The 13,018-nt window shown below is 57.3% G+C and carries 7 protein-coding genes; 5 read left to right on the top strand and 2 right to left on the bottom strand.

The features are described from left to right. Window positions 1-295 precede the first annotated feature (295 nt). From J1C59_RS06245 to rcsB, 4 genes are all read left to right on the top strand, one after another. Window positions 296-496 carry a hypothetical protein gene (locus J1C59_RS06245; protein ID WP_128086569.1) on the top strand — a complete coding sequence of 67 codons (201 nt, stop codon included), beginning with the start codon at window positions 296-298 and terminating at the stop codon, window positions 494-496. Window positions 497-623: 127 nt separating this feature from the next. Beyond that, window positions 624-1,778: an MFS transporter gene (locus J1C59_RS06240; protein WP_128086568.1), complete on the top strand. Its 1,155-nt coding sequence runs from the start codon at window positions 624-626 to the stop codon at window positions 1,776-1,778. Between the two features lie 19 nt (window positions 1,779-1,797). After that, window positions 1,798-4,455 (top strand): phosphotransferase RcsD, encoded by a 2,658-nt coding sequence (rcsD, locus tag J1C59_RS06235; protein WP_128086567.1) that lies wholly within the window; start codon window positions 1,798-1,800, stop codon window positions 4,453-4,455. 1 nt (window position 4,456) lies between these two features. Then, complete coding sequence (gene rcsB / locus J1C59_RS06230; RefSeq protein ID WP_009089068.1) at window positions 4,457-5,107, top strand: response regulator transcription factor RcsB; 651 nt, start codon at window positions 4,457-4,459, stop codon at window positions 5,105-5,107. A 45-nt stretch (window positions 5,108-5,152) separates the two neighbouring features. Here the strand turns inward: rcsB and rcsC are convergent, their stop codons facing one another. Both rcsC and gyrA read right to left on the bottom strand, forming a co-directional pair. Beyond that, window positions 5,153-8,005, bottom strand: a complete 2,853-nt coding sequence (rcsC, locus tag J1C59_RS06225) for a two-component system sensor histidine kinase RcsC (RefSeq protein ID WP_128086566.1) — start codon at window positions 8,003-8,005, stop codon at window positions 5,153-5,155. A 1,303-nt stretch (window positions 8,006-9,308) separates the two neighbouring features. Next, window positions 9,309-11,981 (bottom strand): DNA topoisomerase (ATP-hydrolyzing) subunit A, encoded by a 2,673-nt coding sequence (gene gyrA, locus J1C59_RS06220; protein WP_128084675.1) that lies wholly within the window; start codon window positions 11,979-11,981, stop codon window positions 9,309-9,311. Window positions 11,982-12,158: 177 nt separating this feature from the next. Here gyrA and ubiG point away from each other — a divergent pair, with 177 nt between their 5' ends. Next, window positions 12,159-12,884 carry a bifunctional 2-polyprenyl-6-hydroxyphenol methylase/3-demethylubiquinol 3-O-methyltransferase UbiG gene (gene ubiG, locus J1C59_RS06215; protein ID WP_128084676.1) on the top strand — a complete coding sequence of 242 codons (726 nt, stop codon included), beginning with the start codon at window positions 12,159-12,161 and terminating at the stop codon, window positions 12,882-12,884. Window positions 12,885-13,018: the final 134 nt, after the last annotated feature.

Raw genomic sequence — 13,018 nt, 5'->3', positions numbered from 1 at the left:
ACCTGGTGGCCGGAGAAACGGCGCAGCAAAACTACGGCAAAGACCCGAATCATTACGGGAAGTGTCGCTATTTTTTTGTTGGAGTTTTCGTACAGACTCGCGGGTAACGTAACGGTTCTGACTGATTGATTTTTAGCGTAGCCCGATGAAAAATCAATTTCAATGTGCAGATTTCATTATGATTTAATACTTTTTACATAAGCGAAATGTGGAAAAACGTTTTCTGAAAATGCGCTTCCCTCTTGTTTTTTCATGTCAATTTATTGCTGACTGTTTCCATAAATGATGTAAAAAGGTGAACAAACCCGCGTTTCAGAAACTTTATAGCGCGTTAAAAAATTTGTTAAATATGCGAGTCGGCCAGCATTTATTGGTGGCCCTTTTTTCGCTGGCCGCCGTTAACCCGTTCAAAGCGAGCAGGAAATTTGCGTTAAGTCGACAGGCGCACCGCCGACTGATGCCAGGAAAGTTCTGGAAAAAATTCGCGGCGCAATAAAAGTCGGTAAACTCCCGGCTTTATGATTTATACGATGTTGCTGCACGACTTCTGATAAGAGGTGCAAGGGCCGCTCACTCACGGCCAGTGCTACACTTTTCCGCTTTACCTTTGATGAATCTGACCTATGACCGCACTGGACGCTGCACAACAACATAAACAGCAGAGCCGCCTGAACTGGGGCACGCGCACCATCTTTTTGATCAACGGTTTAGGGATGTCCGCCTGGGCACCGCTGGTTCCGTTTGCCCGCGATCGCCTGCAGCTCAGCGGCGCGTCTCTGGGGGCATTGCTGCTCTGTCTGGGGATCGGATCCCTGGCCGCCATGCCCGTCACCGGCACGCTGGTGGCACGGTTCGGCTGCCGCCGGGTGATGGCCTTTTCGACGCTGTTAGTGCTGCTGATGATGCCGCTGCTGGCAACCGCTGACTCGCATCTGGTGATGGCGGCGGCGCTGATGCTGTTTGGTGCCGGGCTGGGCATGCTGGATGTGGCGATGAACTATCAGGCGGTGCAGGTCGAACAGGCGGCGGAAAAGCCGATGATGTCCGGCTTTCACGGCTTCTTTAGCCTGGGCGGCATTCTGGGCGCGGGCACGGTCAGCCTGCTGCTGAGCCAGTCCTTTACCCCGCTGGCCGCTACGCTGGTGGTGATGGCGGTCATGCTGATCCTGCTGCTGTGGCGACTGCCGGTATTAATGAACGAGCGCCTGCACCAGCCCGATCAGCCCTGGCTGGTGGTCCCGCGCGGCTGGGTCGCGTTTCTTGGCCTGCTCTGCTTTATCCTGTTTCTGGCGGAGGGCGCCGTACTGGACTGGGGCGCACTGCTGCTGCTGCAGAATCCGGCGATGACGCCGGCTTACGCCGGACTGGGCTATGCGATCTTCTCGGTGGCGATGACGCTGGGTCGTTTCAGCGGCGATAAGGTCATCGCACGCTTTGGCCGCTATCCGGTGATGCTGACGGGTGCGCTGACCGCCGCGGCGGGCATGACCCTGGCCGTCTGGCTGCCGTGGCCGGAGATCGCCCTTCTCGCCTTCCTGCTGGTCGGCTTTGGTTTGTCTAATACGGTGCCGATGTTGTTCAATGCTGCCGGGAATCAACAGGATATGCCTGCAAACCTGGCGATTTCTGCCATGACAACGCTGGGATATGCGGGTATTCTCTCAGGTCCGGCTTTAATCGGATTCATTTCGCAATGGATCAGCCTCAGTGGTGCATTTTTAGTTATCGCCCTGTTGCTGTTAGCGGTAGCCGCCAGTGCGCGAAAAGTTGCGCGATAATTCAGGTACCTGACACGCTATGTTGTATAAGTTTCCACTGACCTCCGGCAACGTCACCCGCTTTTTTGTGGTTTTCAATCTGGTGCTCCTGCTGGCGCTGGGCTTTATGGTGCATAACTCGGTGAATGCCTGGCTGACCGGGAAACGGTATGCCATGGACGATCTGGCGCGTGACGTGCAGAAGCGCATCGACGCCTATCGCTTTGCGACGTGGCAGATCTATGAAAATCTCTCCACCAGCGCGGCGGGCGCCACACCCGGCAGCAATCTGCAGGAGACGCGGCTGCGTCCTGATGTCTACTACCTGGAAAAAACCCGGCGTAAAACCGAAGCGCTGATTTTCGGCTCGCATGACAGCAGCACGCTGGATATGACGATGCGCATGTCGAACTATCTCGACACCCTGTGGGGCGCAGAAAACCCCACCTGGTCGATGTACTTTCTCAACGGTCAGGATAACAGCCTGATCATGATCTCGACCCTGCCGCTGAAAGATATGGCAACGCGCTACAAAGAGAGCGCCATCAGCTCCATGGTCGACGGACGCCGCGCGGAGATGCTGCAGCAGGCCAACGCGCTGGATGAGCGGGAAAGCTTCTCGCCGCTGCGCCATCTCGCCTTCCAGAACGACCACTACTTCACGCTGCGCACGACCTTTAACCAGCCGGGTCACCTGGCGACGGTGGTCGCTTTCGATCTGCCGGTCAACGACCTGATTCCGCAGAACATGCCGCTGGAGAATTTCCAGCTGCGCCAGGACAGCAGCCTGCCTGCCAGCAGCAGCGATCAGCAGGAAGTGGAGAATACCCGCATCTCGCTGGTTAACCCGAACATCGAAATCACAGCCACCCTGCCCAGCACCTCGCTGCAGCTGGTCTATCAGGTGCCGATTATCCGCCTGATTCTGGACAGCCTCTATAATCTGCTCTGGCCGCTCCTGATCAATCTGCTGCTGTTCCTGCTGTCACTGGCCGGGATCGTGCTGCTGCGTCAGCAGTCGCTGCGCCCCAGCGAAAACCAGAGCGCGGAACTCGATTCGCTGCGGGTGCTGAATGAAGAGATCGTGGCCAGCCTGCCGGTCGGCCTGCTGGTCTATGACTTCGCCAGCAACCGTACCCTGCTGAGCAACAAAATTGCCGAACATCTTCTGCCGCATCTCAACCTGCAGAAGATTATTAATATGTCCGACCAGCATCAGGGCGTGCTCCAGGCCACCATCAACAACGAAGTGTATGAGATCCGTCACGCCCGCAGCGTGCTGTCGCCACATACGCAGCTGTTTATGATGCGCGATCAGGATCGCGAGCTGCTGGTGAACAAAAAACTGCAGAAGGCGCAGCAGGTGCTGGATCGCAACCATCAGATGCGGCAGCAGCTGCTGCACAATCTGGGCCATGCGCTGAATCAGCCGCTGGATAAGATCGTGGCGCAGCTGGTGCAGCTGAGTCAGCGCGACGCCGATGAAACCGTGCTGGACCTGCTCGATGAGAGTCAGGGGCTGGCGCGGCTGGTGGATGATATCGTCCTGCTCAACCGGCTGGAGGCGCACGACTGGTCACCGGATGCGACCCTCTTCAACCTGCAGGATCTGCTGGATGAGATCGCGCTGGAGAGCCTGCCGCTGATGCGCCGCAAAGGGCTGTCGCTGGTGGTGAATAACCATCTGGCGAACGATGAGATACGCTTCGGCGATCGTCGCGCCCTGCGTAAGGTGCTTACCACGCTGATGCACTATGCTCTGACAACCACCCGCTGGGGAAAAATCACCCTGGAAGTGAAGACGACAGAAAAGCAGCCCGACCGACTGATCATCGAACTGGTCGATACCGGTGCCGGACTGACGGTGGATGAGCTGGCTAACGTTGACTTCCCGTTCCTGGGCGACACCAGTCAGGATCGCTACGGGCAGGCGTCGGGCATGGCGTTCTTCCTGTGTAAGCAGCTCTGCAAACAGATGGGTGGCAGCCTTGATATCGTGGCAAAAGCGGATATCGGCACGCGCTACAACATGCAGCTGCCGCTGGCCCGGGAGCAGAAGCAGGAAGAAGAAGAGGAAAAAATTCTGGATGGCGTGACCGCGCTGGTGGAGATCACCGTGGAGGACGTGCATAAGATCGTCTGCCGCCATCTGGAAAACTGGGGAGCGCGCTGTCTGACGCCCGACGAGCGTATCTCCGGTCAGGATCACGATGTGCTGGTTACCGACGATCCCGCGAAGCTCAGCGGCTGGGCACTGCTGCTGGCCGAGGATGAGCTGGGTCATCACGCCCTGAACGACCAGCAGTATCGGGTGAATTTCAATCTCAGCAATGCGCTGCTTGATGCATTACTGGCCCTGATTGAGAAGCAACTGTCGCATGATGTGATGGATAACGACACGGAAGACGACGCAGCCACGCCATTGATGAGCGGCGGCTATTTCCAGCTGTTTACGGAGACAGTACCGGATGATGTGAAGAGACTGTATACTGAGTCGGCGGAAAAGGACTACGCTTCGCTTGCTCAGACAGCGCATCGCCTGAAGGGCGTGTTTGCCATGCTCAATCTGACTCCCGGCAAACAGCTTTGTGAAGAGTTAGAACACCACATTAAAGCGTGTGACGATTCAAACATTACAAATACCACCAGTGATATTGACGCTTACGTCAATCAACTGCTGCAGCAAGGTAACCAATAAGATGAATAACTTAAACGTAATTATTGCCGATGACCATCCAATTGTCCTTTTCGGTATCCGAAAATCTCTGGAACAAATTGAGTGGGTCAACGTTGTAGGTGAGTTCGAAGACTCAACAGCACTGATCAACAATCTGTCCAAGCTTGACGCCAACGTCCTGATCACCGACCTCTCTATGCCAGGTGAGAAGTATGGCGATGGCATCACGCTGATCAAATACATCAAACGTCACTACCCTGATCTCTCGATTATCGTTCTGACCATGAACAATAACCCGGCGATCCTCAGCTCCGTGCTGGATCTCGATATCGAAGGGATCGTGCTGAAGCAGGGCGCGCCGACGGATCTGCCAAAAGCGCTGGCTGCCCTGCAGAAAGGCAAGAAATATACGCCGGAAAGCGTGGCAAAACTGCTGGAGAAGATCAGCGCGGGCGGTTATGGCGACAAACGCCTGTCACCGAAAGAGAGCGAAGTACTGCGTCTGTTTGCCGAAGGCTTCCTGGTGACCGAAATCGCCAAGAAACTGAACCGCAGTATCAAAACCATCAGTAGCCAGAAGAAATCAGCGATGATGAAGCTGGGTGTGGATAACGATATCGCACTGCTCAACTACCTGTCGTCTGTCAGCCAGACGCAGGTCGAAAGAGACTAACGTGTTTCTGAGGCGGTACAGCCCGTACCGCCTCCCTCTCCTGCCCTATCCTGCCCGCGTTTTACGAACCCGCTCCGCATAGATCGCCAGCGTTCCCTTCAGCACATCCAGCGTCACCGGTTTCGACAGGCAGTTATCCATCCCCGCATCCATACAACGCTGTTTCTCTTCCGCCAGCGCATTCGCCGTGACACCGATCACCGGGAAGAGATGGCCCAGCTGACGTAACCGCTGTGTCAGACGATAGCCATCCATGTTTGGCATGTTGACGTCGGTGAGCACGATGTCGATCTCATTGCGGCTCAGGACATTCAGCGCATCGACGCCATCCTGGGCGGTCTTCACCTGGTAGCCCAGCGTGCCAAGCTGCTCCGACAGCAGCATACGGTTAATCGGATGGTCATCGACAATCAGCACCATGATGTCATCGTTGTGCACCTTCTCTTCGACCGGCGCGGCCAGCAGCAGTGCATCCGCCGCATCCTGCCCCAGCGCGATCCGGTAAATGCGCGCCAGCAGCGCCGGAACCTCATGCAGCGTGGCGGTAGAGTGAACCCAGTGTCCGGGCTGACGTTCACGCGGCATATCCACATGCGATCCGTCGAAGGTCACCAGCGCACGCAGCGGCAGGTCGGTTTCGAAATCGTAGTCGGTCATCACCACATCGTCGGGGCCGGGCTTACCGTTGTACTCCGCCACCTGGATGCCCTGCTGCTGGATCTGCCGCGTGATAAACGCGGCAAGATAGTCGTTGCGCATGGCCAGCCAGATCTTCTTATCCTGCAAATCTTCCAGCAGCAGCAGTGACGGCTTCTGCCCTTTGTAGATCGGAATACGCACGATGAACTGGCTGCCCATGCCCGGCTCGGAGTCAACCTCGATATCGCCATCCATCATGTTGATCAGTTTTTCACAGATCGCCAGCCCCAGCCCGGTGCCCTGGAAATTGCGCTGCACGCCATTTCCCACCTGGAAGAAGGGGTCAAACAGGCGCGGCAGCTCTTTGGCCGGGATCCCCACGCCGGTGTCACGTACGCGAAACGCCAGATAGCCCTCCTGCACATAGGCGTGCAGGATAATACAGCCGGTGTGGGTGAACTTGATGGCGTTGTTCAGCAGGTTCGAAATCACCTGCTGCAGACGCAGCGGATCGCCATCCAGCACCTGCGGAACATCATGTTCAATAAAGCAGTAGAGCGTCAGCCGCTTCTTCACCACCAGCGACAGGTAGTTGCCAACGATGTGGGTGACAATTTCGCGCGGGGCGAACGGACGTGGCTCAATCTTCAGCTGCTCCGACTCAATTTTCGAGAAGTCGAGAATGTCGCTGATGATCTTCAGCAGCAGGCTGGAGGAGTTGTTCATCGCCGTCACCAGCGAATCGATCCCGCTGGGCAGCTCTTTGGTCTGCAGCAGATCGAGGTTACCGATAATGCCGTAGAGCGGCGTGCGCAGCTCATGACTGACCGTGGCAAGGAACATCGATTTTGACTGGCTGGCCTGCTCTGCCGCGTGGGCCATCTCCTGCAGAGACTGCTCCATCCGCACACGCGCCGAGACATCGACCAGCACGCAGATCGCCACGTTCTCGTTACGATAGCGCGAATGCACAAAACTGATTTGCAGGTTGGTATTGCTGCCGGTCAGCACATCGACAAAGTTAACCTGCTGCCCGCCGATAATCTCATTCAGCCGCAGGCGGTCTTCCTGGGTCAGCAGCGTCAGATAGTTGTGCGCCAGCTCGTTACTCAGAATATTGGTGCCGTCGCTGGTGCGTAAGATACAGATCCCGACCGGCGCCGAGGCGACAATCTTGCGGTTAAACTGCTCGTGCTCCTCCAGCCGATGGGCATTCTCTTCCGCCGGCAGGAACATCCGGCGCTCAAATATCCAGGCGAGCGTAATCAGGATCACGGCGCTGAAAATATTGAGCAGCAGCGCGTTGATAATCATCAGCTTAAGCTGATCCACCATCACGTCGGTCGGTATCGACCAGACCACATTGAGATCTGAAGGCGGCAGCGGCTTTTTCAGCACCAGCTGGCGATAGCCATTCAGGTAGCCGAACCAGGTTTTATCGTCGGGCAGATTATCGAGCGAGAAGCCCAGCCCGCCGCGCCGCGAGTTCAGCAGCGGACGATAATTTTCATCGGTAATGGAGGCGATAATCGGCAGGCTGCCCGGCTGGATAAACTCATCCAGCCGGATATTCTGCTCCACGCCCAGCAGCGCCTGCAGCTTATTCGCGACATACACCGGCACCACCATGTAGAAGGTGCCTACGCCTGGCTGCGCGCTGCTGTTAATCCAGTACATCGGATTACGACGCTCTTCCTCGCTGCTGTTGCGGTAGCGCAGCACATTTTCACGCAGCGATTTAAGACTGCGCTCCCGGTCAGCATTGCTGCTGCCGATGGTGAACTCGGCCAGACACTGGCTCTCGCCACCGATAAAGAACACCCGGTTCAGCTCATAGGACGAGGCGAAATTGCTTTTCCAGTAATTGATGTAGTAACTCAGGGAATCGAGCGAATTGCGCCAGGTGTTGCTCATCGCGGTACAGTCGCCATCGGAAAACAGCGGCGTAAACTGCGGCTGGGTGGTCTTGCCCGGCATCATGCCCGTCAGGACATCCAGCCCGCTGCTGGCGTTGGTCAGGCGATTCTCGGTGATATATTTCAGCTCACGCATCATGTCCGCCGAATGGCGCACATACCACTGGATCGTGCCGTAGTTGCTGGCAAACTCCTGACGAACCTGCGTCTCTTTATTGTGCAGCACGCTGATGATGTAAAACGCCGTCAGAACGGCGCCCAGCGTCCAGATTAGCAGCGCCAGCGCGCGGAAAAGATAACGCGAGATGCGAAGCGTGGTGCGGAAAGAGACAGGATATTTCAAAGGTAACTCGCAGTTGGCAAGGTTAGTCGCATCGTCGATTTTTAATGCTCATACACTAGCTTTATCGGGCGTAAAAAGCCAGCCAGCCGCAGGCTTAGCGGGTGGTTTGAGACGCTTTTAGGACAGCGTAACAAGGTCGTTAACGCCTGCATCAGAGCGTCGCTCCTGCCCCCTGAACAAACACGCGTTCACAACAAGATTAAGCGGCACCGCATTTCATCGAGAAACACCCGCCCTGCTCCCCAACCCAGCCCCCCTGAAGCAACACAGAAGCCCAGCGGGAAAGACCCGGCTCACCGCGTCCCGAACATCTGTCTACCGACCTCTTCACTGCACCAGCCCTCCCGAAGCAATACCATAGCCCCAACGAGAAAGACCCGCTATGCCCGAAGAGCAAAGCGTCCACGCCAGGGAGGGCGTGGCCGATCCGCAGGGATGCGGGCTTTCTTTGCGATCGGGCATGGCGGGCCTTTCGGCAGCACCCCACTCAAAGCGCCCGGCTCACTGCTCCCCAAATCCCCCCTGAAGCAACACCAGAGCCCCAACGAGAAAGACCCGCCATGCCCGAAGAGCAAAGCGTCCACGCCAGGGAGGGCGTGGCCGATCCGCAGGGATGCGGACCTCCTTTGCGATCGGGCATGGCGGGCCTTTCGGCAGCACCCGGCTCAAAGCGCCCGGCTCACTGCCCCCCAAATCCCCCCTGAAGCAACACCAGAGCCTCAACGAGAAAGACCCGCTGTGCCCGAAGAGCAAAGCGTCCACGCCAGGGAGGGCGTGGCCGATCCGCAGGGATGCGGGCCTCCTTTGCGATCGGGCATCGCGTGCCTTTCGGCAGCACCCCACTCAAAGCGTCCGGCTCACTGCCCCCCAAATCCCCCCTGAAGCAACACCAGAGCCTCAGCAAGAAAGACCCGGCCTGCCCGAAGAGCAAAGCGTCCACGCCAGGGAGGGCGTGGCCGATCCGCAGGGATGCGGGCCTCCTTTGCGATCGGGCGTGGCGGGCCTTTCGGCAGCACCCCACTCAAAGCGCCCGGCTCACTGCCCCCCAAATCCCCCCTGAAGCAACACCAGAGCCTCAGCAAGAAAGACCCGCCGTGCCCGAAGAGCAAAGCGTCCACGCCAGGGAGGGCGTGGCCGATCCGCAGGGATGCGGGCCTCCTTTGCGATCGGGCATGGCGGGCCTTTCGGCAGCACCCGGCTCAAAGCGATCACCCCGTCCCCCAACGTTCAGGCAAAAAAAACGGCAGGCCGGGTTTCCCCTGACCTGCCGTTTCTGCAACGACCTTAGCTTATTCCAGACAAATTACTCTTCGTCTTCCGCCGCGTCGTCTTCACCGTCCGCATCCTCTTCCGGTGCAATCTCTTCATCATCGATCTCAGCTTCCGGCGCAATATCATCTTCGCCTTCCGCTACGCTGCCGTCGATGGAATCCAGCTCTTCTTCTTCAACCGGCTCAGCAACACGCTGCAGACCCACGACATTCTCATCCTCTGCCGTACGAATCAGAATCACGCCCTGGGTATTACGACCTACAACGCTCACTTCTGACACGCGGGTACGCACCAGCGTACCGGCATCGGTGATCATCATAATCTGATCGCTATCGACAACCTGAACCGCGCCAATCACCGGACCGTTACGCTCGGTCACTTTGATGGAAATAACACCCTGAGTCGCACGCGACTTGGTCGGGTATTCGCTGTTGGCCGTACGCTTACCGTAACCATTCTGCGTTACGGTCATGATGGCACCCTCTTCACGCGGCACAATCAACGACACGACGCGATCGCCTTCCGCCAGCTTGATACCACGCACGCCCGAAGCGGTACGCCCCATCGCACGGACGGCAGTTTCAGCAAAGCGCACCACTTTACCGGCTGCAGAGAACAGCATCGCTTCATCGTTACCGTTGGTCAGCGACACGCCGATCAGCTCATCGTCGTCACGCAGGTTCACGGCAATAATGCCCGCGCTGCGTGGACGGCTGAACTCTTTCAGCGCGGTCTTCTTCACGGTACCCAGCGCGGTCGCCATAAAGATATTGAAGCCTTCGGTGTACTCACGTACCGGCAGAATCGCCGTAATACGCTCGTTGGCTTCCAGCGGCAGCAGGTTGACGATAGGACGTCCACGCGCGCCACGGCTGGCTTCCGGCAACTGATACACCTTCATCCAGTAGAGACGGCCACGACTGGAGAAGCACAGAATCGTATCGTGGGTATTGGCCACCAGCAGACGATCAATGAAGTCCTCTTCTTTGATACGTGCGGCCGACTTGCCTTTACCACCACGACGCTGCGCTTCATAGTCGCTCAGCGGCTGATACTTCACGTAGCCCTGATGCGACAGCGTCACGACCACGTCTTCCTGATTGATCAGGTCTTCGATATTGATATCGGCGGAGTTCGCGGTGATCTCGGTACGACGATCGTCGCCAAACTGGTCGCGCATCAGCTCCAGCTCTTCGCGGATCACTTCCATCAGACGCTCGGCGCTCGACAGAATGTGCAGCAGCTCAGCAATCTGCTCCAGCAGCGCTTTGTACTCGTCCAGCAGCTTCTCATGCTCAAGGCCGGTCAGTTTCTGCAGACGCAGATCCAGAATCGCCTGAGCCTGCTGCTCGGTCAGATAGTAGCGACCGTCGCGAATACCGAACTGCGCATCAAGCCACTCCGGACGCGCCGCGTCATCGCCTGCACGCTCCAGCATCGCGGACACATTACCGAGATCCCACGCCTGCGCGATCAGACCCGCTTTCGCTTCGGCCGGCGTCGGCGCACGACGAATCAGCTCGATGATCGGATCGATATTCGCCAGCGCAATTGCCAGACCTTCCAGGATATGGGCACGGTCACGGGCTTTGCGCAGTTCATAAATAGTACGACGCGTCACCACTTCACGACGATGGCGAACGAAGGCGTCCAGAATCTCCTTCAGCGCCATGATCTTTGGCTGACCCTGATGCAGGGCAACCATGTTGATGCCAAACGACGTCTGCAGCTGCGTCAGCGAGTAGAGATTATTCAGCACCACTTCGCCGACTGCATCACGCTTGATCTCAATCACGATGCGCATGCCGTCTTTGTCAGACTCATCGCGCAGTGCGCTGATGCCTTCGACACGCTTCTCTTTCACCAGCTCCGCAATCTTCTCAATCAGGCGGGCTTTGTTCACCTGATAGGGCAGCTCGTGAATGATGATGGTTTCGCGGCCGGTTTTTGCATCGGCCTCGACTTCGCCACGCGCACGAATATAAATTTTACCGCGTCCGGTGCGGTACGCCTCTTCGATACCACGGCGTCCATTGATGATGGCGGCGGTCGGGAAATCAGGCCCCGGAATGTGCTCCATCAGCGCTTCAACGCTGATGTTCTCATCTTCAATGTAAGCCAGGCAGCCGTTAATCACTTCACGCAGGTTGTGCGGCGGAATATTGGTTGCCATACCGACGGCGATACCGGAAGCGCCGTTCACCAGCAGGTTCGGGATTTTAGTCGGCAGAACATCAGGGATCTGCTCAGTGCCGTCGTAGTTCGGCACGAAATCGACGGTCTCTTTTTCCAGGTCAGCTAACAGGTCGTGGGCGATTTTCGACATGCGAATTTCGGTATAACGCATCGCCGCGGCGGAGTCGCCGTCGATGGAACCGAAGTTGCCTTGTCCGTCCACCAGCATGTAACGCAGGGAGAAAGGCTGGGCCATACGTACGATGGTGTCGTACACGGCGGAATCACCATGCGGGTGATATTTACCGATAACGTCACCGACGACGCGGGCAGATTTTTTATAGGGTTTGTTCCAGTCGTTACCCAGTACGCTCATCGCATAAAGCACGCGACGGTGAACCGGCTTCAGGCCATCACGCACATCGGGTAAAGCTCGGCCAACGATGACCGACATGGCGTAACCGAGGTAAGAATTTTTTAATTCTTCTTCGATGTTGACCGGTGTAATTTCTCTCGCAAGGTCGCTCATGGAGCCGCTATCCCTCTACTTAATCCCGGATTTTAAAGGTGCGAAAGTATATCACACTGCAATCCTCTGGTGAACGTTAACCACCGATATCGCCCGCTTTTCCTTCCGCCTGAAAGGTGTGCCATCTGCGGTTAAGCGTTTATACTGTGGGCACATTTTGTCAGGAGTTACGATTCAATGAATGCACAACCGCAGAATCATCAGCAGAACGTCGATGCGCAGGAAATTGCCAAGTTTGAGGCCGTTGCCTCGCGCTGGTGGGATCTGGAGGGTGAATTTAAACCGTTGCACCGTATCAACCCCCTGCGCCTGGGCTATATCGCCGAGCACAGCAACGGCCTGTTTGGTAAAACCGTGCTCGACGTCGGCTGCGGCGGCGGCATTTTAGCCGAAAGCATGGCGCGTGAAGGCGCGGTCGTCACCGGCCTGGACATGGGCGCGGAACCGCTGGCCGTGGCGCGCCTGCATGCGCAGGAGAGCGGCGTGACGCTGGACTACGTGCAGCAGACCGTGGAAGCGCACGCGGAAGAGCATGCCGGAAAATATGATGTGGTGACCTGCATGGAGATGCTGGAGCATGTCCCGGACCCGCGCTCGGTGGTACACGCCTGTGCGAAGCTGGTCAAACCGGGCGGCGAAGTCTTTTTCTCTACGCTGAACCGCAACCCGAAAGCCTGGCTGCTGGCGGTATTTGGCGCCGAATATGTGCTGCGCATGGTGCCGTGCGGAACGCATGACGTGAAAAAGTTTATCCGCCCTTCCGAGCTGCTGGGCTGGGTCGATGAAACCGCGCTGCGTGAACGCCACATCATAGGCCTGCACTACAACCCGGTGACCAACCGTTTTAAACTGGCACCCGGCACCGACGTCAATTACATGGTCCATACCCACCGCGCCGTGTAAGCGAACTGCCCGTCCGAATCCGGGCGGGCCTCATCCTCTCCCGCCCCGCTTTTCGTCCCGCACTATTCCCAGCGTTACCAGCAGGTTACGGCGATGAGGCCGCCGTTACGACCGCCGGATTTCAGGCTGCCATC

It is taken from the genome of Pantoea deleyi (assembly GCF_022647325.1).
Taxonomy (GTDB): domain Bacteria; phylum Pseudomonadota; class Gammaproteobacteria; order Enterobacterales; family Enterobacteriaceae; genus Pantoea; species Pantoea deleyi.
The sequence above is the reverse complement of the archived record's forward strand: the minus strand, read 5'-3'. Positions and strand labels throughout refer to the sequence as shown.